This window comes from Halobaculum sp. EA56, assembly GCF_051195075.1.
Taxonomy (GTDB): Archaea; Halobacteriota; Halobacteria; order Halobacteriales; family Haloferacaceae; genus Halobaculum.
The window spans coordinates 38,025-56,383 of sequence record NZ_JBNTJX010000007.1 but is presented as its reverse complement, the minus strand read 5'-3'; the positions used below and the strand labels follow the sequence as shown (position 1 = coordinate 56,383).

Sequence of the window (18,359 nt, the reverse complement as noted above, 5' to 3'; positions counted from 1 at the left end):
GCGTCAGTCCGCTGTCGCGGCGGGGGCGTCGCGTCCGGCCCGGTCGCCGAGCCCGCCGGCGTCGTGGTCGTCGGAGGTCGCCTCCCGGTCGAACCGGAAGATCCCGCGGTGCTCGTGAACGACCCACGTGTACGGCACCTTCGCCGCCACGTCCATGAACGTCACCAGCATCGCCGTCCCGAGCGTCGAGACGAGGCCGAACCCGACGGGGCTCGCCAGCCAGATGACGGGGTACAGCAGCCAGAGGACGCCGACCTGATTGCGGAGCCGGAGGAACAGCCGCTTCCGCTCCGGCGTCGTCGTGTTCGCCCGCCGGGGGTACTGGACGAACAGGACGTACAGCATGACCAGGAACGCCAGCGACGAGACCGCGAACGCGCCCCACCGGAGCGTTCCGGCGGTGGTGGTGGCGACGAAGCCCGTGAGGATCATCGTCGCGTCGAGGCCGACGGCGCCCAGAACCACCGAGCGGTCGACGTCGACGACGTGACCGGCGTAGCCGACGAGGACGGGCGTCGTGACGAGCCAGTCGAGGTAGCGCGCCCCTTCGACCTCGTAGCCGTTGACGCTGAAGACGCCGATACCCGCCGTCATCGCCGCGTACGATAGCGCCGCGAACGCCGGGATCACCATCAGGTACCGGAAGCGACCGGCCTCGGCGTCGAGGGCGTCGTCGCGCAGCAGCCAGGTCACGACGACGACGCCGACCAGCATCCCGAGCGTGCCGACGCCGTAGACCGCGGAGTCGACGCCGCCGACCGACGGCGAGAGGAGGTCTCCGATCACCGGCCCTCACCCCCGTCGCCGACGGCGTCCCCGCCGTCGCTCATCGCCGTCCTGCCCGCCCCTCCTCGGCCGCCGGACCCGGCGCCCGCCGGCGTCCCGCCGGCGGCCGACTCGCGCACCTCGAACTCCGAGAGCACGTCTATCAGCCCGGCCGAGCGCTCGCGGAACGCCTCCGACTCCTCGACGACCGCGTCGACGGCGGCCGACTGCTCGCTGGCGGCGGCGTCGGCCTCGGCCGCGCGGTCGGCGGTCCGGTCGCTGTTCTCCGCGAGGTCGTCGATGGTCTCGGAGACGCCGGCGGCGGCCTCCGCCTGCTCGGCGGTCGCGTCGCTGATCTCCCCGACCCCCCGGTCGAGGTCCTCGACCGCCTCCGCGATGTCGTCGAGGCGGTCGACCGCCTCCGCGACGGTGGCGGAGCCGTCGCTCACCTGCTCGCTCGTCGCCCGGATCGCCTCGACGGCGCGCTCGGTCTCGGTGCGCACGTCGTCGATCATCTCGGCGATGGCGTCCGCGCGGTCGCCGGTGTCCTCGGCGAGCCCCTTGACCTCCTCGGCGACGACCGCGAAGCCGTCGCCCTCGGCGCCGCCGTCGCCGCCGGCGCGGGCGGCCTCGATGCTCGCGTTGAGCGCGAGCATGTTCGTCTGCTCGGCGATGTCGCGGATGAGCTCGGCCGCCTCGGTGATCTCGGCGGTCGCCTCGTCCAGCGTCTCGATCCGGTCGACCGCCTCGCCCATCGTCTCGTCCACCTCGCCCATCGTCTCGATGGCGTCGCCGGCGGCCGCCCGCGCGTCCGTGGAGGCGGCGGCGGCCTCGTCGGTCGTCTCCACGAGCGACTCGGTCGTCGCGGCCACCTCCTCGGCGGTCGCCGAGAGGTCGGCCGTCTCCTCGGCGCCCGCCCGCGCCGTCGCGCGCTGTTCGTCGGTGGCGGCGTCGATGTCGTCGGTCGCCGCGAGCACGTCCTCGGTGCGGTCGTCGATCCGCTCGGCGGCGGTGCGGACGTCCGCGGCGCCGTCGGCCACGTCCGTCGCGAACGTGTCAACCCGCGCGAGCGCGGCCTCCAGCTCGTCGACGGCGTCGTTGAACGCCTCGCCGACCGTCTCCATCGCCTCGTGCTCGTGGTCGACCTCGACCCGCCGGCGGAGGTCGCCGTCGGCGACGGCCCGCATCGTCTCGGCGTACTCGGTCGCCGTCCGCTGGTAGTCCTCCGCCAGCGACTGGGCGCGCTCCTCGGCGGCCTCGGCCTCGGCGCGCGCGGCGTCGGCGTCCTCGATCCGCTGTGCCAGCGAGCGGCGCATCCGGTCGACGGAGCTGTACACCCGGCCCAGCTCGTCGACCCGCGAGGTGCGCACGGTCACGTCGAGGTCGCCGTCGGCGATCGCCTCCGTCTGTTCCTCCAGCGTCCGCATCGAGACGACCGTGTTCGTCCCGAGGTACGCGCCGAGCACCACCTGTCCGGCCGTCGCCATCAGTATCGTCCCGACGACGTTGCGCGTCACGAGCCCGTAGCCGACGACCGCGCCCGTCGTGAGCGCGAAGCCGACCAGGAGCTTCGCCGCGAAACTCCGTCGAAGCACTTGGACCATCTCACACAGCCGCAAGGCGTACAGACGTATGAAGGCTGGTCGCGAAATATCGATACTGAATCTCGGGGCGGTCCGGCGATCCCGGGGCGGCTCACCCGAAGGCGCCGAGGCTCGACTGGAGGTCGCGGTCGACCTCGCCCTCCCGGAGCTCGTAGCCGACCAGGTCGCGCATGTCGACGGCGTACGTCGTCCCGCCGTTCTCCAGCACGAGGACCCGTCCCTTCGTCCCGACGACGGTGCCGGAGGCGAGCGTCTCGGCCACCGGCCGCTCCGCGAGGTCGAGGCCGTAGTCGAACGCGAACGACGCCTCGTAGTCGACGCCGGCGAGGAGCCGCTCCCAGGCGTCCTCGTCGACCGACTCGGCGAGGCCGGCGACCTTCGTGGGGACGCGGACCCGGTCGGTGAGGCCCCCGTCGTCGGGCGCGCGACCCTCGCCGCCGGGCCCGCCGGCGCGGCCGCCGGGGTCGGCGCCGTCGTCCGCCGCGTCGCCCGTTCCGTTCCCGGCGACGCGGTCCAGCCCGTGGGCCGCGATGGCGGCCTCTCTCTCCCGGGCGATCCGGCCGTTCTCGACGGTCCGGAGGTGGACCGCGCGGTCGGCCCCCTGCTCGCGCAGGCGGGTGTCGAGGCGGTACTCCCTGGTCACGCCCACCTTGAACGTGTCCGGCGCGAACGCCGCGACGTACACCGCGTGGTCGTCGAGGCAGTCCATCTCGTCCTTCAGGCACGTCCCGGTACAGCGCGCACAGACCCACGTCGAGCGGTGGTCCTCGCAGTAGGGGGCCGCCTCGTTCCCGCAGGCGACGTGGCCGTCCTCGTGGACCACGCCCGCACAGCGTCGGTCGCCGAGGCGCCACGACAGCTCCGTCCCGGGGTCGAGCGCGACCCGGTCGACCTCCCCGGTCGCGGTTCCGGGCGGGGCGTCCGGATCCGGCGCGCCGTCGCTCACGAACAGCGCGCCGGCCGGCGTCTCGTACCCCACGACCTGCACGCGGACTCGTAGCCGCCCCGCGAATAAAGCGGTGTCCTCTCGGGCCGAGGTCGCCGGGGCGGACGGCGTCGCCGTCGACCCGCGTGGCTAACTACGACTCGTATCACGTTCAACCGAAATCTGGAGGAGTAATTTTAGAGAAAATTCGATAGAATTTTAACTGTGTGGTACACGACGGCGTACGTCATGGTACACCGTGACGGGAAGACGCGACGTGACGTACTGAAGGCGACCGGCGCGGCGGTCGCGACGACCGGGCTGGCGGGCGTTGCCGCGGGGGCGCCCGGCACCGTCGAGGCGAACGTCGGCTACGCCGACGAGAGCGGCCGGCGCGCGGCGAGGGCGGAGGCCGACGAGGTCGTCCGCGAGTTCGACTTCGACGCGCTCACGATCCGGGCGAACGAGAACGCCCTCGACGGGCTCCGGAAGCGTCCCGACGTGCGCTACGTCGAGGAGAACGGGACGATGCACGCCCTCGCCCAGCAACTCCCCTGGGGGATCGACCGGACTGACTCGGAGGTGGCCCACGCGAACGGCGACACCGGCGCGGGCGCGGACGTGGCGATCATCGACACCGGCATCGACTCCGACCACCCGGACCTGGAGGCGAACCTCGGCGCGGGCAAGGCGTTCGTCTCCGCAAAGGGGCCGTACGCGGAGGACTGGGACGACGACAACGACCACGGCACCCACTGCGCGGGCATCGCCGACGCCGACGACAACACGGAGGGCGTGGTCGGCGTCTCCACGGAGGCGACCCTGCACGCGGTGAAGGTGCTCGACAAGCGCGGGTCGGGGTCGTTCTCGGACGTCGCCGCCGGCATCGAGTACACCGCCGACCAGGGGTGGGACGTGGGATCGCTCAGCCTCGGCGCCTCCTCGGGCTCCCAGACGGTGAAGGACGCCTGCACGTACGCCTACGACAAGGGCGTGCTGCTCGTCGCCGCCGCGGGCAACGACGGGCCCTGCACGGACTGCGTGGGGTATCCTGCCGCCTACAGCGAGTGCATCGCCGTCGCCTCGTCCGCGAGCGGCGACACGCTCTCGGACTTCTCCTCGACCGGGCCGGAGGTCGAACTGATCGCGCCCGGGAGCGACATCTACTCGACGGTCATCGGGGGGTACGACACCTTCTCGGGCACGTCGATGGCCTGCCCGCACGTCTCTGGGGCGGGGGCACAGCTGATGGCGAACGGCTACACCAACACCGAGGCCCGCTCGCGGCTGAAGAGCACCGCCGAGGACATCGGGCTCGGCGACAGCGAGCAGGGCAGCGGCCTGCTCGACACCGCGGCCGCGCTCGGCTACGATTCGAGCGACAACTGAGCCCCGATCGGACCGGGGACCCGTAGCTTCTTTTCGAGCGACCGAGATACGAAGGTATGGCCGACGCGCTCGACGCCACGCTGACGGTCGCGCCGACGGACGACGGATTGGCCCTCACGCTGACGGTCGAGAACGCGGGAACCGGGACCGCGGACCTCTCGTTCGCGGACGGCCAGCGCGCGGAGTTCGTCGCGGTCGACGCCGACGGCCGCGAGGTGTGGCGCTGGAGCGAGGGACGGCTGTTCACGACGGCCCTCGGAAGCGAGACGCTCGCGCCCGGCGACGCCGCCGAGTACGGCGCCGAGTGGCCGTCGCCGCCGCCGGGCGAGTACGAGGTCACGGGGTCGCTGGCGGCGACGGACGCGGACGCCGAGGCGTCGATGACGGTGGTCGTGCCGGATGACGGGGAGTGACGGCGGGGTCGGCCGTGTCGTCGCGGGCCGGCCGTTCGGGTACGTGGAGCCGGGGCCGGTGATCCGGCGGCTGGGCGCCCGTGGGCTGTCGCTGGGCAACGAGCACGCCGCCGACCCCACCGCGCACGACCGGGCGTTCGACGCGGTCGTGTCGCTCACGGCGGTGCTGGCGGGTCGCTGAGGGCGGATCTGTCACGGCGGTCCGGGGACGGAAGAACGGTCGCTCAGTCGTCGCCGGCGGGTCGACCCAGCGAGACCGGGCGGTCGGTGATCCGGTGGATCGAGTCGGCTACTTCCCCGTAGGTCGCTTGGCGGTACTGGCTCATACCTACCACTACGACTCCAGACAAGAAATAGTTTTTCACTAGTGAGTAAATAGTGACAGACCGTGATCCCTCGCAGTCAGGTCAGCTCCGCGAGCAGGTCCCGGGTCGCGCGGCGGACGGCCTCGTCGCTGGAGGCGGGGGGCTCCCACCCGAGGGCGGCCAGCTTCTCCACCGAGAGGCGCATCTTGGGAACGTCGCCCGTCCACCCGCGGTCGCCGCCGGTGTAGCTGTACTCGGGGTCCAGGTCCATCTCCTCGCTCACGATGTCGGCGATCCGGGTGACAGAGGTCGTGGTCCGCGAGCCGAGGTTGTACGTGTTGAGGTCGCGGTCGGCGTGCTCGACGACGTGGCACATCGCGTCCACGCAGTCGGTGACGTGGAGGTACGACTTCTCCTGGCGGCCGTCGCCGAGGATCTCCAGTTCCCCGGGGTCGGCCTGGAGCTTCTGAATGAAGTCGGGGACGACGTTGCCGCGCTGGTACGGGCCGACGATGTTGGCGAAGCGGTACACCCACGCGGTGAAGCCGTAGCTCTTGGCGTACGTGGAGATCAAGGCCTCGTCGGCGAGCTTGCTGGAGCCGTAGATGCTGATCGGTTCCAGCGGGGCGTAGTCCTCCGGGGTCGGGCGGGGCGCCTCGCCGTACACCGTCGAGGAGGAGGTGAACGCGAGGTTCGTCACGCCGGCGTCGTCCATCGCCTCCAGAACGTTGTAGGTCATCTCGGTGTTCTCCTCGAACAGCCGCCGGTCGTCGTCGAAGTTCGTGTCCGTGTACGCCGCCAGGTGGAACACGACGTCGAGGTCCGCGGTCACCGCCTCCGCGGCCGCCGCCCCGTCGGTGAGGTCCGCCTCGATCACGTCGACGCCGTCGGGGATCCGGCCGCGCTCGCCCTTCGAGAAGTCGTCGGCGACGCGCACGTCGGCGCCGAACGCCGACTGGAGGTGTCCCGCGAGGTGCGAGCCGATGAGGCCGCCGCCGCCCGTCACGAGGGCGGCCGCTCCGGTCAGGTCCATGCGTGTCCCGGCGCGCGAGCGCGGAAAGTGTCTTGCGGTCGTCCCCGGACCCTCCCCTCGTCGACCTCGACCTACTCCGCCGGCTCGTCCCCGACAGCCGTCGCGTCCGCGTCGGCGACGCCGCCGGCCTCGGGCCTCCCCTCCTCCGTCCCGCTGCCGTCCCCGGCCAGCGGCTCGTCGATCCCCAGAAGCTCCGCGCTCGTCTCCCACAGCCGGCGCTGTGCGTGCCGGTCGCGCGCGGCCGTCGACGGCTGCTTCGGGCGCAGGTCCGCGTAGTACCTGCCGGTGACGTCGGCGACCTCGGGAGCGACCGCGAGGTACACGGCCGTCGCGGCGCCCTCGGGGGGCGACGTCACGAACGGGAGGCGGTCGAGCGCGCCGGCGACCCGCGAGAGCGGCCCGGGGAGGTCGCGCAGGAACCCCGATCCCGGGATCGCGCCGGGGTGGAAGCTGTTCGAGGTGACCGACCGGTCGTCGCGCTCGTCCAGCCGGCGCCCGAGTTCGGCGGCGAACTGGACGTTCGCGAGCTTCGAGCGCTGGTAGGCCCTCCAGGAGGAGTAGCCGTCGACCGAGCGGACCGCCTCCAGGTCGACCTGGTCGCCGCGGTGGGCCTCCGAGGCGGTGGTCACGACCCGGGCGTCCTCCGCGAGGTCGTCCAGCAGCGCCGCGGTGAGCTGGTACGGCGCGAGGTGGTTCACGTGGAAGGTGTACTCTACGCCGAGGTCGGTGAGCCGCCCCTCGCGGAAGTAGCCGCCGGCGTTGTTGATCAGGAGGTCGAGGCCGCCGTCGCCGGCAGCCGTCCGGGTTCGGTCGGCGAGACGGGACACCTCCTCGGGGTCCGCGAAGTCCGCGCGGACGAACTCGGCGGTCCCCTCGTTGACGCCGTCCTCGACGGCGTCGACGACCTCCCCGCCCGCGTCGGCGTCGCGGCCGTGGACGATCACGTGGGCGCCGAGGCGTCCCAGCGTGAGCGCCGTCTCCCTCCCGATACCGCTGGTCGACCCGGTCACGAGCGCCGTCCGCCCGACGAGGCGTTCGTCGCCGACGCCGGCGATGTCCTCGGGGTGCTCTCGCATGAAGCACCACAGGGGCCGGACGACAATAGGGCCGTTGACCCCGGGCGGCGGCGGACGTCGATCGCGCTCGGGATCTCCCTCCGCTCTCCCTCCCGAACTGCTGGGCGGTTCGCCCGGAAGCTCGCCGTTCACGAGACCTCCGGTCTCGTGAGCACACAAATCGCGGAGCGATTTGTGAACGCCGTCGGCCGAGGATTCGCTCACTGCGTTCGCTCGCCCTCGCGTGCGAAGCGAACCGCCCTTACGCCGCCGGGTCGAGGATCGGGTATGACAGCGGAAGTCGTCGTCCTCCGGTACGGCCACCGGCCCGGGCGGGACGACCGGATGACGACCCACGTGGGCCTGACCGCGCGGGCGCTCGGCGCCGACCGGGTGGTCCTCCCGGACAACGCCGGCCAGTCCGCCGAGACGATCCGCGACATCACCGACCGCTTCGGCGGCCCCTTCGCCGTCGAACTCCGGGACGACCAGCGCGCGTTCACGCGGAACTGGACGGGGACGGTCGTCCACCTCACGATGTACGGCGAGCGCGTGCAGGACGTCGAGGCCGATGTCCGCGCCGACTCGGTCGCGAGCGACACCGACCTGCTCGTCGTCGTCGGCGGCGAGAAGGTGCCGTTCGACTTCTACGAGGAGGCCGACTACAACGTCGGCGTGACGAACCAGCCCCACTCGGAGGTGGCCGGCCTCGCCGTCTTTCTGGACCGGCTGTTCGAGGGGGCTGAACTGGAGCGCGAGTGGGAGGACGCCGACCGCCGGGTCATCCCCCAGGAGACCGGGAAGCGGGTGATCGAGGCGGGGCGGGCGGACGCCGACCCGGGGGCCGACGGCGACGGCGACGACGAGGGCGACGACGCCGGGGGCGACGGGGGGTAGGATGGTCGGCTCGCGGACGCTCACGGCGCTCGTCGGAGTGGTCGCCTCCCTCGCGGTGAGCGTCGCCGCCTGGGTCTACTTCGACACGCTGCTCGTCTTCCTGGTGGTTCCCTTCGTGCCGCTCCTGTTCCGCGGGCTGACCGGCGGCGACGGGGACCGGCCGCCGGAGCGGACCTGCCCGGAGTGCGGCTTCACGACGCGGTCGCCGGAGGCGAACTTCTGCCCGCGCGACGGGACGGAACTGCGGGAGCGATAGCCGGCGACGGGCGCGTCAACGTCGCCGGCCCTCAGACGCGTTCCGCCTCCCGGACCTCGTAGTGCTGCACCCGCTCGTCGTACTCGGTGAGCAGTTCCCGCGCCTCCGGCGGCACGTACGCCGCCTCCGGGTCGTCGCCGCCGAACGCCTCGACGGCCTCCCACGAGTCGAAGCGCGTGACGGAGACGTACTCGTAGGTGCCGTCGTCGAGCTCGCGGCGGGCCAGGTCGAAGCCGCGGTACCCGTCCCCGGCACGCTCCGCGATGGCCTCGAAGTTCTCCTCGGCGGCGAGCCGTTCGTACTCCTCGGCGTTCTCGGGCGTCGTCCGTCCGTGCCAGATTCGGATGATCATCCCGGCGGCACCGTTCTCGCGCCGCGGAGGTAGACCTGACGACCGCGCGGAGAAGGAGGAGTCCCCGTCCCGGTCGGGGCCGGGCGGCCCGCGGGCGGCCCGGCGGCGCCTCCCCCGTCTAGTGGTCGTCCTCGCGCCACTTCTGCCCGCACTCGGTGCAGGTGAAGAAGCGGGTCTCGGACTCGTCGGCCGACCGGATCTGCTTCATCTCGTAGCGAACCGTCCGCACCTCGTCGCACTCGGGGCACTTCTGCTCGACCGTCGGGCCGACCTCCGCCTCGTCGACGTCGGACATGTCGACCACGGTCGAGCCCTCCTGTCCCTGCGTCGTCGTCATCGCCGCCTCCGTCGCCTCGTCGCGCAGCTCCTCGTGGCCGCACGAGCCGCAGACCCACGTGTCGTCGTCCGCCTTCATCATCGAGCCGCACTCGTCGCAGAAGTTCATACCGCCTCGGTCGGCCGTGCCCGTACTTAAACTCCGGGGTCCGCCGGGACGGGCCCGACCGGCCGGAACGGCCCGCTCAGGCGTCGCCCTCGGACTGGCCCGGTTCGCCGACCGCCTCGACCGGCAGCGCCGTCTGGATGTCGGTGTAGAGGTCGTCGGCGCTGTGGAACGTCTCGCTCGGGCACGCGGCGACGTACTCGCCCAGGTTCCCCTCGCCGTCGGCGAACTCGACGGTGACGTCGGCGTACTCCTCGGCCGCGTCCGCGCGGTCGACGGGGTACTCCAGCCCCTCGAACAGCGACTCGATCCGCGAGAGCTTGACTGTGGTCATGGTTTCGTGCGGTGATACGTCTCCCCGGCATATCACCGTGGCGTCCGTTCCGTGCCGGTCGGCGTCCGGGTGCGTCCGCGGCCGACCGCGACGGGGACCGCTCCCGGCCGGTCCGACCTACTCGAACTCTGGGTCCCGCTTGTTCACGAACGCGTCCATCCCCTCCCGCTGGTCGGGCGTCCCGAACAGCCCGGAGAAGACGCGCTTCTCGTAGGTCAGCCCGTCCTCCAGGCTCATGCCGTAAGAGGCGTTGATCGCCTCTTTCGCCGCCGCGAGCGCGAACCGCGGCTGCGCGGCGAGATCCGCGGTCAGCTCCTCGATCCGCGACTCCAGCTGTTCCTGGGCGACCACCTCGCCGACGAGGCCGTACTCGTCGGCGTCGAGGGCGTCGATGCGCTCGCCGAAGAGGATCAGCCGCCGGGCGACCTCGTCGTCGACGAGGCGGGGGAGCCGCTGGGTGCCGCCCCAGCCGGGCACGATCCCCAGGTCGATCTCGGTCTGGCCGAAGACGGCGTTCTCGGCGGCGACGCGGAGGTCGCACGCGAGCGCGAGCTCGCAGCCCCCCCCGAAGGCGTAGCCGTTCACCGCCGCGATCGACGGCGCGGGGAACGTCTCCAGCGACCGGGCGACGTCGTGGCCGAGTTCGGCGTACGCCTGCGCCTCCGTCGTGTCGAGGTCCTTCATGTAGGAGATGTCCGCGCCGGCGATGAACGCCTCCTCGCCCGCGCCGGTGAGCACGAGCGCGCGGGCGTCGGCGTCCTCGGCCTCCCCGACGGCCGTCTGGAGCGCCTCCAGCGTCTCCACGTTCAGCGAGTTCAGCTTCTCGGGTCGGTCGACGGTGATCGTGGCCACCTCGTCCGTGAGGTCGAGGCGGACGGTGTCCGAGTCGGGCACGCGCGGTGGGTCTCCGTCACACACCGTAACCCTTCCCCATGCGACAGGCCACGCCGGTTGTCGGCGGAGACCGCGGAACCGACGCCGGTACCGTCGTCGGCCGACCGCGTCTCGTCGGCGACCACCCGGGCCGGGTCGCGCCGACGTTCACACCTCCTCGGCGAGCAGTTCCCGGACGGTCTCGTCGATGAACTCCTTGTCGGCGGGGTCGAAGCCGAACATCCCGAAGTGCCCCCAGGGCGTCTCGATCGGTCGGAGCTCGCTGTCGGGGATCATCGCCTCCTCCTCGCGGCAGTCCTCTAGGGTGAACACGTAGTCCTCCGCGAACGGCATCACGTAGGTGCGCGCCTCGATGCGGTCGAGTGCGGCCTCGAGATCGCCGTCGGTGATCCGGCTCACGTCCGCGTGCTTCCACTTCCACGCCATCGTCAGCAGGTCGTTCGGGTCCATCGGGAGGAACCACTCCTCCCACGCGCCGTAGACGGAGTCCTCCAGCGACGTAAAGCCGGCCTCGCGCCACGCCTCCTCGCGGAACAGCGTCGAGCTGGTCCCCATCAGCAGCCACGTCCGCGCGTGGCGCTTGAGCCCGCCGCGGACCGCCCGCTGATCGTCGTAGTAGCCGTCCTCCCAGCCGGAATCCGACCGGATACAGGCCGTCAGTGCGTCCACCAGCAGACCGCTGAGGACGGGGTTCCTCGCGGTCCCGCCGATCGGCGCCGCCCGCTTCACCATCCCGGGGTACCGCACCGCCCACTCGTACGTCTGCTGGGCACCCATCGACCATCCGAGCACGAGCTGGAGCTCGTCGATCCCGAACTCCTCGGTGACGAGGCGGTGTTGCGCCCGCACGTCGTCGCTGATCCGGACGTTCGGGAAGTCCGCCTGTCCGTTCGGCGGCGGCGTGTTGTGCGGCGACGTGGAGAGACCGTTGCCGATCTGGTTGGGGAGGATCACGAAGTACTCGGTCGGGTCGATCGCGGAGTCCTCCCCCACGTACATCTCCATGTCCTTGCTCGTCCCCGAGTACATGTGTGGGAACAGGACGGCGTTGTCCTTCGCGTCGTTCAGATCGCCGAAGGTGGCGTACGCGATCCGGCAGTTCCGCAACGTTCGGCCGTTCTCCAGCTCGAACGCGTCCATCTCGAAGTGGTCGTACGGTCCGTGCACCTCCCGGGTGTAGTAGTCGTTCTCGATGCCGCTCTGTACCTGACTCGCGCCCGGCGACGGCGCGTCCGCCGGACTGTTGGTGTCCTCTGTCATCGGTCTCGCCGCCCGACCGCCGGGCGGCCACTCCCGATTATCCTTCACGAACGATAATTGTATTGCTTTAGAAACATATAGGCCGGGGAGCGTCGTCGATCGGGGCCGTCGGCCGGCCGAACCGGGATGCCCAAATACCCGCGCGGGTCAATCCCCGGCAATGAGCGACCTCACCGACGAGGAACTGGAGCGCCTCGCCGACGTGGTGCGCCTCCAGCCGACGAAGAACAGCGAACTCGGCGACCGGTGGGGGATGGACAGCGGGAGCGACGTGCACGGCTACCTCGAGAACCACCTGAAGGACTACTACTACCGCGACGACGACAGCCTCATCCGGGCGACCGCGGAGGCGGCCGACCTCACGGGCGTCGAGCCGGGCGTCGTCGACGACGGGGACGACCCGAACGCGGTCCCCGAGCGGATCACGGTTCCGGAGCTCCACGCGCGGGTGTTCCGGGTCGTCGCCGACCACGACGAGCGCTCGGAGTCGGTCGTCTCCGTGCTGAACAAGCTCCGCGAGGCGTTCGACGTCGACCCCGAGGCCGGCGACGTGCGCCGCGCGCTCCAGAGCCTCCGCCGGAAGAACGTCGTCGAGGTCGTCTACCGCACGGTGCCGACGTTCAAACTGGCGGTGCCGCGCGAGGACGTGGAGGTCGTCGTCGACGAGCAGGCCTGAGGCGGCGACGGGGCGGTCGGTCCCCGGCCCGTCCCCCTCACTCGACCTCCGCTCGCTCGCGTTCGCGCTCCCGCCGCCGCTCCAGCAGCGCCCGGATCCCCTTCCCCGGGCCGCCCTCGATCGGCCACCCGTTCGTCCGCCACTGCGGCGGCTCCGGCGAGAACTCCGGACAGCCGCCCTTGCACTCGGCGGCCGTCTGGTGGCGCCCCTTCGCGGCGCAGTACGGCACCAGCGCGCGTCCCTCCCTGCGAAGCTCGAAGTGTCGGCAGTCGGGCCGCATCGTCTCGCTGAACGACCGCCAGCCCGTCCCGTACGCCCGTTCCGTCAGGAGCAGTCGCCGGCGCGGGTCGCCGTCGGCGTCGAGGGCGGTCGGGTGCCACACCACCTCGGCCGCGTCGGCGCGGACGCCGTCGGCGAAGTCGACCTCCAGCACGCCCACCTCGACGGGGATGTCCTCCAACAGCGCCGGCGACACCCGGTCCCCGGTCGCGGAGGTGGCGACCCACACCTCGTCGGCGAGCCCCGACTCCACGTCGTGTCGGAGCTGGTCCGACAGCGCGGCGGCGGCGCTGGCGTCCAGGTCCGGCTTGTTCTCGACGGCGATCACGCGCTCGACCCAGTCGGGATACTCACGGACGCGACGGAACTCGATCCGGCCGTTCGCGCCCCGGCGCTCCTCGACCAGGTCGCGGGCGGCCGCGCGGTGGACGGCCTCGCGGACGTAGCGCCACGGGAAACCCGGGTCGTCGAGCGCGTCGCGGTACCACTCGTACTCGCGGGGGGCGCCGCGGACGACGCGCAGGAGGTCCGAGTCGAGCCCGCGGTCGCCGAATCGACGGCGGGTCGCGAACGCCTCGGGGTCGACCTCCAGCACGACCGTGTCCCACCGGCGCTCGCGCGTGCCCAGCTGCCGGGCGACGACCGCCGGCCGGCGTCCCGCCGAGGGGTGCCAGGCCAGCTCGGCCCACCGGCACACGAGCAGCTCGAAGGAGAACTCGCTGTCGCCGGCGCCACGATACACGTGCCCGGGTCGGGGCGAGGCTCACAAACCGGTTTCGGTGGGCGTCGCTCGCCGTCCCCCGCGGTCCGGGGGGCCCGAACGCCCCGCCTCAGGGCGCGTCAGTTCTCGGGGTTCAGCATGTACCCCTCGGCCTCGCTGGCCTCGAGGCGGTCCAGGTACTCGTGGGCCTCCTCGAGGATCTCGCGGGGCCCGTCCTGCGTGATGGTGTTGAGCGCCTGCTCGTAGTCGCGCCACTGCAGGTCGCGGTGTTCGGTGGACAGCTCCGCGCTCGCCTCGAACGAGTGCGCGATGAACAGGTGCACCGTCTTGTGGATGGTGTCCCCGCCCGCCTCGAACACGTAGTCGTACTCCTCGCGGAAGCCGTCGATGAGGCGGAAGTCCTCCACCCCCGCCTCCTCGGTCACCTCCCTGATCGCCGTCTGCTGGAGTTCCTCTTCCCCCTCGACCCCGCCCTTGGGGAACTCCCAGTCCCCGGGTCGGCTCTTCAGGAGCAGGTACTCCCGTTTGCCGCGGGTGTCGCGGAAGAGGATGGCTCCGGCGCTAGTCGCTTCGACCGGCATTGGCGACAGGTAAGCCACCCCGGTTCAAGAGTATGTCGGAGCGGAAACCACGTCTCAGGCGCGGACGGCGGCCGAACGGCGACGAGCGTCCCCGGAATCCCTCCTCGACCGATCGGGCGACCACCCGTGGGAGGCCGGCGCGTGGCGCCGCCCGGGTAGATGCGTTTTTCCCGCTCGGGCGAAAGGGGACGTGTAGACCCCCAGCTCATGACCTTCGTAACCAAGCTCCGGTTCCAGAGCGGCGACCGGGCCGCGCTGGACGACACGGTGAACGGCATCCGGGAGATGCTCGAACGCAAGGGCGCCGAGTGCAAGGGCCCCCACACCGAGCCGGCGGAGCGCATCCACGTCCCGCTGTACGAGGGACTCTCCTCGGGCGACGAGCTCGCGGAGTGGTCCTTCGAGGTGTTCGCCCGTCGCCTGGAGATCCACGGCAACGACCACATCGCCCGCGAGGTCGGCCACATGGACTTCCCCGACTCCGTCCACGTCGAGATCGAGGTCGAGCAGAAGAAGCCGCTCGGCTACCGACAGAACTGACCCGAGCGGTCGCCGCCCGACCCCCACCGACATCACGAACCCGTGCACGTCCACGTCAACGCCGCCGTCTCCGTCGACGGGAAGCTCTCCTCGCGCCGCCGCGAACAGGTGGAGATCAGCGGCACCGAGGACTTCGACCGCGTCGACCGGATCCGCGCGGCCGCCGACGCCGTGCTCGTCGGCGTCGGGACAGTCCTCGCGGACGACCCGCACCTCACGCTCGACGAGGAGGACCGCCGGGTCCAGCGTCTCCGTAGCGGGCGATCCGGCAACCCCGCTCGCGTCGTCGCCGACTCCCGCGCCCGCACCCCCACGGACGCCCGGGTCCTCGACGACGAGGCGACCACCTACCTCCTCGTGGGCGACGCGGCCGAGCCCGAGCGGCTCGACGCCCTCCGGGAGGCCGGCGCCGAGGTCGTCGCGGCCGGCGGCGCGGACGGCCGCGTGGACCTGCCGACCGCGTTCGACGCCCTCGAGGCCGAGGGGATCGAGCGCGTCATGGTCGAGGGCGGCGGCGAGGTGATCTTCTCGCTGTTCGACGCCGGCCTCGTCGACGAGCTGACCGTCTACGTCGGCTCGCTCGTGATCGGCGGCCGTGAGGCGCCGACGCTCGCCGACGGCGAGGGCTTCGTCGAGGGGTTCCCCGACCTGGAGCTGACGGACGTGGAGCGCGTCGACGACGGCGTACTCCTCTCGTACGTGAGTTGAAATAGGAGGACGGGACCACCCCGCCCCACACGTGCGCTGACAGCCGCCGTCCGTCGGGCCGCGGGTGCGCGACTCGCCGACGGACGCCGCCGAGAGTCGCCTGTTCGCCACCGCCGTCGCCGTGGCCGACCCTGTCGCCGTCGCGGTCGTGCGCCGCGCCGACATTCGAGTGGAACGGTTAACACGCGTTCCCGCCTACGAGGGGGTATGAGCAGCCAGACTCCCGCCGGGGAACCCGTCCACATCGAGAGCGAGGACCAGTTCGCGGACCTGACCAGCGAGGGCATCGTCCTCGTCGACTACCACGCCGACTGGTGCGGCCCGTGCAAGATGCTCGAGCCGACGGTCGAGGAGGTCGCCGCGGAAGTCGAGGACCTCACCGTCCTCAAGGTCGACGTCGACGAGTTCCAGGGGCTCGCCGGCGAGGCCGGCGTCCGTGGCATTCCCGCGCTCCAGTTCTTCGCCGACGGCGAGGAGGCCGAACGGCTGGTCGGCGTCCAGGAGAAGGAGGACATCCTGCGCGTGATCGAGTCGCTCCGGTAGTCGACTTCCCCCGAGCCGCGAGCACCCGACCCGTCGAGGGCCCCATCCTCACCCGACGGGCTCGAACGCCCCGACCAGCGCGTCGTGCGCCTCGCCGTTCGAGGCGATCAGCCCTTCCGAGCCCGGACGCCAGCGGTCGCCGTGGACGTCCGTCGCCGTGCCGCCCGCCCGCCGGAGGAGGTGGACGCCGGCCGCGGTGTCCCAGTCGTTGAGTTCGACCGTCGAGACGGTCGCCTCCAGTTCCCCGGTCGCCACGCCCGACAGCGCCGCCTGCGCGCAGCCGAACCGCCGGAGGTCGCCGAACGTCGCGAGGACCGTGTCCACGACGGCCGAGAGTTCCCGGCGGTGGGCCCGAGACACCCCGAAGATAGGGTTGACGAGGAACGACTCGGGGTCGGTCTCCTCGCTGACGGCGGCCGGGTCGTCGTTGCGGCGGGTCCGCCCGCCGCCGGCGACGTACAGGTCGCCGGTCGCGGGCGCGTAGTTCGCGGCGGCCACGGGCTCCCCGTCGCGGCACACCGCGACGCTGGTCATCCAGACGCGGTTGCCGGCGACGTAGTTGTTCGTGCCGTCGATCGGGTCCACGACCCAGGCGACGCCCCGGTCGGGGACCGACTTCAGGGCGTCGTCCTCCTCGCCGACGACGGCGTCGTCCGGGTACTCGCCGTCGACGTGCTCGAAGACGCGCTCCTGGACGGCCCGGTCGACGGCCGTCACCGCGTCCATCGGGCCGCCCGCCTTCGCCTCGACGGCGAGGTCGGACCGGAAGGAGTCGAGGGCGACCCGGCCGCCCAGCTCGGCGGCGGCGACGGCGGTCTCGAGGCGGTCGTCGACGGGCGCGTCCGCGGTATCCTCGCTCACACCGGTCGGTCGGCCGTCTGCTACTAACCACGATCGGTCCGCGGACGCCCTCCGGCGGGCTCGGCCGGTCCCGGGCGGACCGGCCGCGCGTCACGCCGACTCGACCGACTCCCGCTGCGGGTCGGACTCGACCTCGGCGGCGCGCGAGCGCGCGCGCTCGACCACCGCGGGGGGCGCCTCGAACTCCAGGTCCACCTGCTCGCCGTCGTACTCCTCGCGCTCGACGTGGCCGTTGTCGTGGACCCACGACACGAGGCTCATCGCCTCGTCCGACAGCGGGAGCAGCAGGCGCTCGCGCTTCCAGTCGGGCAGTTCGGCCTCCACGCGCTCGCGCAGGCCGTCGATCCCCTCGCCGGTCAGCCCCGAGACGCACACGGGGTTCGGCGCGAGCGCCGACAGCGCCTCCCGCTTCCGGCGGAGTTCGTCGTCGTCGACCCGGTCGACCTTGTTGAACACGGTGACGATGGGGGCCTCGTTGCGCTCGTAGAGCGTGTCGTGGGAGGTGACGAGCTTCTCGCGCATCTCCTCGACCGGTTCGCTGGCGTCGACGACCAGCAGGACGAGGTCGGCGTGGTACACCGAGTCGAGCGTCGACTTGAACGACTCCACGAGCCAGTGGGGCAGGTCGGAGATGAACCCGACCGTGTCCGTGAGCAGCACGTCCCGCTTGCCCGTGTCGGCCCGGCGGGTCGTCGTCCCCAGCGTCGTGAACAGCCGGTTCTCGGACTCGGCGGTCGGGTCGATGTCGGGGTGCGTCTCGGCGTTCTCGTCCACGTCGAGGTCGTCGGCGAGACGACGCAGCAGCGTCGACTTCCCGGCGTTGGTGTAGCCCGCCAGCGCCACCAGGTCGAAGCCGGACTCGCGGCGCTGCTCGCGCCGCTTCTCCTCGGTCTCGGCGATGGCGTCCAGTTCGTCCTTGATCCGGCTGATCTGGGCCTTGATGTCGCGCTCGCGCGACTCGTCGTACTCCCCCAGCCCCATGAAGCCAGGGCGCTCGTCGCGCTTGGCGAGGCTCGCCTTCACCTCCGCGCGCGGGAGCTCGTACCGGAGCTCCGCGAGTTCCACCTGGAGCTGTGCCTTCCGGGTCTGTGCGCGCTGGCCGAAGATGTCGAGGATGAGCGTGAAGCGGTCGACGACCTCGACGCCCTCCGGGAGCTTCGAGCCGATGTTGAACGTCTGGTAGGGGCCGACCTCGTTGTCGACGATGACGACGTCGGCGTCCTCGCGCTCGACCAGCCGCGCGAGCTCGTCCACCTTCCCCTCGCCGAAGTGGTAGGCGGGGTCCTGGTCGCGGGTCTGCGAGAGCGAGGCCGCCACCTCGTAGCCGGCGGCGCGGGCGAGGTCCGTGATCTCCGAGAGGTCGGCGCGACCGCGGTCGACGCGCTTGGCGACGACGGCGGTCGTGGCCTCCCCGGTTCCACGGTCAGGGATGGGTGTGCTCCACCCCGTGGTTCGGTCGCGGCTTCATGCTCGCGCCTACGCGGCGAGCCGACTTCAATTCCGCGCCGCCGGCGACCCGCGTGGCC

At 71.8% G+C, this 18,359-nt stretch carries 23 protein-coding genes; 9 read left to right on the top strand and 14 right to left on the bottom strand.

Annotated elements, in window-relative coordinates:
* Positions 1-3: 3 nt before the first annotated feature.
* The 3 genes from ACQUQ1_RS13075 to ACQUQ1_RS13065 all read right to left on the bottom strand — a co-directional run bounded on the left by ACQUQ1_RS13075 (position 4) and on the right by ACQUQ1_RS13065 (position 3,357).
* Positions 4-786 carry a bacteriorhodopsin gene (locus tag ACQUQ1_RS13075; RefSeq protein WP_435064744.1) on the bottom strand — a complete coding sequence of 261 codons (783 nt, stop codon included), beginning with the start codon at positions 784-786 and terminating at the stop codon, positions 4-6.
* On the bottom strand, positions 783-2,369 hold the full coding sequence (locus tag ACQUQ1_RS13070) for a methyl-accepting chemotaxis protein (protein WP_435064743.1): 1,587 nt from the start codon (positions 2,367-2,369) through the stop codon (positions 783-785). The genes ACQUQ1_RS13075 and ACQUQ1_RS13070 overlap by 4 nt, the downstream gene beginning before the upstream one ends.
* Positions 2,370-2,460: 91 nt before the next feature.
* Positions 2,461-3,357, bottom strand: coding sequence for a DUF2797 domain-containing protein (locus tag ACQUQ1_RS13065; RefSeq protein WP_435064742.1), 897 nt, complete (start codon positions 3,355-3,357; stop codon positions 2,461-2,463).
* A gap of 186 nt (positions 3,358-3,543) precedes the next feature.
* On the opposite strand from ACQUQ1_RS13065, the gene ACQUQ1_RS13060 reads away from it, so the two are divergent.
* The 3 genes from ACQUQ1_RS13060 to ACQUQ1_RS13050 are packed head-to-tail and all read left to right on the top strand — an operon-like array spanning position 3,544 to position 5,277.
* Entirely contained in the window at positions 3,544-4,683 is a 1,140-nt protein-coding gene (locus ACQUQ1_RS13060) for a S8 family peptidase (RefSeq protein WP_435064741.1), read from the top strand.
* Positions 4,684-4,739: 56 nt separating this feature from the next.
* Positions 4,740-5,096, top strand: coding sequence for a BsuPI-related putative proteinase inhibitor (locus ACQUQ1_RS13055; protein ID WP_435064740.1), 357 nt, complete (start codon positions 4,740-4,742; stop codon positions 5,094-5,096).
* Entirely contained in the window at positions 5,083-5,277 is a 195-nt protein-coding gene (locus ACQUQ1_RS13050) for a hypothetical protein (protein WP_435064739.1), read from the top strand. Before ACQUQ1_RS13055 ends, ACQUQ1_RS13050 begins: the two co-directional genes overlap by 14 nt.
* A gap of 221 nt (positions 5,278-5,498) precedes the next feature.
* Here ACQUQ1_RS13050 and ACQUQ1_RS13045 read toward each other — a convergent pair whose 3' ends face one another.
* Positions 5,499-6,434 (bottom strand): NAD-dependent epimerase/dehydratase family protein, encoded by a 936-nt coding sequence (locus ACQUQ1_RS13045; RefSeq protein ID WP_435064738.1) that lies wholly within the window; start codon positions 6,432-6,434, stop codon positions 5,499-5,501.
* Positions 6,435-6,505: 71 nt separating this feature from the next.
* Positions 6,506-7,510, bottom strand: coding sequence for an SDR family NAD(P)-dependent oxidoreductase (locus ACQUQ1_RS13040; RefSeq protein ID WP_435064737.1), 1,005 nt, complete (start codon positions 7,508-7,510; stop codon positions 6,506-6,508).
* Between the two features lie 267 nt (positions 7,511-7,777).
* Here ACQUQ1_RS13040 and ACQUQ1_RS13035 point away from each other — a divergent pair, with 267 nt between their 5' ends.
* Positions 7,778-8,386 (top strand): tRNA (cytidine(56)-2'-O)-methyltransferase, encoded by a 609-nt coding sequence (locus ACQUQ1_RS13035; protein ID WP_435064736.1) that lies wholly within the window; start codon positions 7,778-7,780, stop codon positions 8,384-8,386.
* A 1-nt stretch (position 8,387) separates the two neighbouring features.
* A complete protein-coding gene (locus ACQUQ1_RS13030) occupies positions 8,388-8,642 on the top strand; it encodes a hypothetical protein (RefSeq protein ID WP_435064735.1) in 255 nt (84 codons plus the stop codon).
* Between the two features lie 31 nt (positions 8,643-8,673).
* On the opposite strand, the gene ACQUQ1_RS13025 is transcribed toward ACQUQ1_RS13030, so the two are convergent.
* The 5 genes from ACQUQ1_RS13025 to ACQUQ1_RS13005 form a co-directional block, all read right to left on the bottom strand.
* Positions 8,674-8,994 (bottom strand): antibiotic biosynthesis monooxygenase family protein, encoded by a 321-nt coding sequence (locus ACQUQ1_RS13025; protein WP_435064734.1) that lies wholly within the window; start codon positions 8,992-8,994, stop codon positions 8,674-8,676.
* Positions 8,995-9,112: 118 nt separating this feature from the next.
* Complete coding sequence (locus tag ACQUQ1_RS13020; RefSeq protein ID WP_435064733.1) at positions 9,113-9,439, bottom strand: transcription factor S; 327 nt, start codon at positions 9,437-9,439, stop codon at positions 9,113-9,115.
* A 76-nt stretch (positions 9,440-9,515) separates the two neighbouring features.
* Positions 9,516-9,770: a hypothetical protein gene (locus ACQUQ1_RS13015; RefSeq protein ID WP_435064732.1), complete on the bottom strand. Its 255-nt coding sequence runs from the start codon at positions 9,768-9,770 to the stop codon at positions 9,516-9,518.
* A 117-nt stretch (positions 9,771-9,887) separates the two neighbouring features.
* Entirely contained in the window at positions 9,888-10,664 is a 777-nt protein-coding gene (locus ACQUQ1_RS13010; protein ID WP_435064731.1) for an enoyl-CoA hydratase/isomerase family protein, read from the bottom strand.
* Between the two features lie 147 nt (positions 10,665-10,811).
* On the bottom strand, positions 10,812-11,924 hold the full coding sequence (locus tag ACQUQ1_RS13005) for an alpha/beta fold hydrolase (RefSeq protein WP_435064730.1): 1,113 nt from the start codon (positions 11,922-11,924) through the stop codon (positions 10,812-10,814).
* Positions 11,925-12,084: 160 nt separating this feature from the next.
* Here ACQUQ1_RS13005 and ACQUQ1_RS13000 point away from each other — a divergent pair, with 160 nt between their 5' ends.
* Entirely contained in the window at positions 12,085-12,600 is a 516-nt protein-coding gene (locus ACQUQ1_RS13000) for a DUF5797 family protein (protein WP_435064729.1), read from the top strand.
* A gap of 37 nt (positions 12,601-12,637) precedes the next feature.
* On the opposite strand, the gene ACQUQ1_RS12995 is transcribed toward ACQUQ1_RS13000, so the two are convergent.
* Both ACQUQ1_RS12995 and ACQUQ1_RS12990 read right to left on the bottom strand, forming a co-directional pair.
* Positions 12,638-13,621 (bottom strand): DUF5787 family protein, encoded by a 984-nt coding sequence (locus ACQUQ1_RS12995; RefSeq protein WP_435064728.1) that lies wholly within the window; start codon positions 13,619-13,621, stop codon positions 12,638-12,640.
* Between the two features lie 98 nt (positions 13,622-13,719).
* Positions 13,720-14,181, bottom strand: a complete 462-nt coding sequence (locus tag ACQUQ1_RS12990) for a bis(5'-nucleosyl)-tetraphosphatase (protein WP_435064727.1) — start codon at positions 14,179-14,181, stop codon at positions 13,720-13,722.
* Positions 14,182-14,388: 207 nt separating this feature from the next.
* On the opposite strand from ACQUQ1_RS12990, the gene ACQUQ1_RS12985 reads away from it, so the two are divergent.
* From ACQUQ1_RS12985 to ACQUQ1_RS12975, 3 genes are all read left to right on the top strand, one after another.
* The gene (locus tag ACQUQ1_RS12985) at positions 14,389-14,721 is read left to right on the top strand and encodes a 30S ribosomal protein S10 (protein WP_435064726.1); all 333 of its coding nucleotides are present in this window, start codon (positions 14,389-14,391) and stop codon (positions 14,719-14,721) included.
* A 42-nt stretch (positions 14,722-14,763) separates the two neighbouring features.
* Positions 14,764-15,429, top strand: coding sequence for a 2,5-diamino-6-(ribosylamino)-4(3H)-pyrimidinone 5'-phosphate reductase (locus ACQUQ1_RS12980; RefSeq protein ID WP_435064725.1), 666 nt, complete (start codon positions 14,764-14,766; stop codon positions 15,427-15,429).
* A gap of 207 nt (positions 15,430-15,636) precedes the next feature.
* Positions 15,637-15,972, top strand: a complete 336-nt coding sequence (locus ACQUQ1_RS12975) for a thioredoxin family protein (RefSeq protein ID WP_435064724.1) — start codon at positions 15,637-15,639, stop codon at positions 15,970-15,972.
* Positions 15,973-16,020: 48 nt separating this feature from the next.
* Here the strand turns inward: ACQUQ1_RS12975 and ACQUQ1_RS12970 are convergent, their stop codons facing one another.
* A complete protein-coding gene (locus ACQUQ1_RS12970) occupies positions 16,021-16,833 on the bottom strand; it encodes an inositol monophosphatase family protein (RefSeq protein ID WP_435064723.1) in 813 nt (270 codons plus the stop codon).
* 90 nt (positions 16,834-16,923) lie between these two features.
* Entirely contained in the window at positions 16,924-18,264 is a 1,341-nt protein-coding gene (hflX, locus tag ACQUQ1_RS12965) for a GTPase HflX (RefSeq protein ID WP_435064875.1), read from the bottom strand.
* Positions 18,265-18,359: the final 95 nt, after the last annotated feature.

What these genes read in the sequence shown, in the direction of transcription:
- ACQUQ1_RS13070 (WP_435064743.1), bottom strand. Translation starts at nt 2,369, where the DNA reads ATGGTCCAAGTGCTTCGACGGAGTTTCGCGGCGAAGCTCCTGGTCGGC.
- ACQUQ1_RS13060 (WP_435064741.1), top strand. Translation starts at nt 3,544, where the DNA reads ATGGTACACCGTGACGGGAAGACGCGACGTGACGTACTGAAGGCGACC.
- ACQUQ1_RS13055 (WP_435064740.1), top strand. Translation starts at nt 4,740, where the DNA reads ATGGCCGACGCGCTCGACGCCACGCTGACGGTCGCGCCGACGGACGAC.
- ACQUQ1_RS13050 (WP_435064739.1), top strand. Translation starts at nt 5,083, where the DNA reads ATGACGGGGAGTGACGGCGGGGTCGGCCGTGTCGTCGCGGGCCGGCCG.
- ACQUQ1_RS13045 (WP_435064738.1), bottom strand. Translation starts at nt 6,434, where the DNA reads ATGGACCTGACCGGAGCGGCCGCCCTCGTGACGGGCGGCGGCGGCCTC.
- ACQUQ1_RS13040 (WP_435064737.1), bottom strand. Translation starts at nt 7,510, where the DNA reads ATGCGAGAGCACCCCGAGGACATCGCCGGCGTCGGCGACGAACGCCTC.
- ACQUQ1_RS13035 (WP_435064736.1), top strand. Translation starts at nt 7,778, where the DNA reads ATGACAGCGGAAGTCGTCGTCCTCCGGTACGGCCACCGGCCCGGGCGG.
- ACQUQ1_RS13030 (WP_435064735.1), top strand. Translation starts at nt 8,388, where the DNA reads ATGGTCGGCTCGCGGACGCTCACGGCGCTCGTCGGAGTGGTCGCCTCC.
- ACQUQ1_RS13025 (WP_435064734.1), bottom strand. Translation starts at nt 8,994, where the DNA reads ATGATCATCCGAATCTGGCACGGACGGACGACGCCCGAGAACGCCGAG.
- ACQUQ1_RS13020 (WP_435064733.1), bottom strand. Translation starts at nt 9,439, where the DNA reads ATGAACTTCTGCGACGAGTGCGGCTCGATGATGAAGGCGGACGACGAC.
- ACQUQ1_RS13015 (WP_435064732.1), bottom strand. Translation starts at nt 9,770, where the DNA reads ATGACCACAGTCAAGCTCTCGCGGATCGAGTCGCTGTTCGAGGGGCTG.
- ACQUQ1_RS13005 (WP_435064730.1), bottom strand. Translation starts at nt 11,924, where the DNA reads ATGACAGAGGACACCAACAGTCCGGCGGACGCGCCGTCGCCGGGCGCG.
- ACQUQ1_RS13000 (WP_435064729.1), top strand. Translation starts at nt 12,085, where the DNA reads ATGAGCGACCTCACCGACGAGGAACTGGAGCGCCTCGCCGACGTGGTG.
- ACQUQ1_RS12990 (WP_435064727.1), bottom strand. Translation starts at nt 14,181, where the DNA reads ATGCCGGTCGAAGCGACTAGCGCCGGAGCCATCCTCTTCCGCGACACC.
- ACQUQ1_RS12985 (WP_435064726.1), top strand. Translation starts at nt 14,389, where the DNA reads ATGACCTTCGTAACCAAGCTCCGGTTCCAGAGCGGCGACCGGGCCGCG.
- ACQUQ1_RS12975 (WP_435064724.1), top strand. Translation starts at nt 15,637, where the DNA reads ATGAGCAGCCAGACTCCCGCCGGGGAACCCGTCCACATCGAGAGCGAG.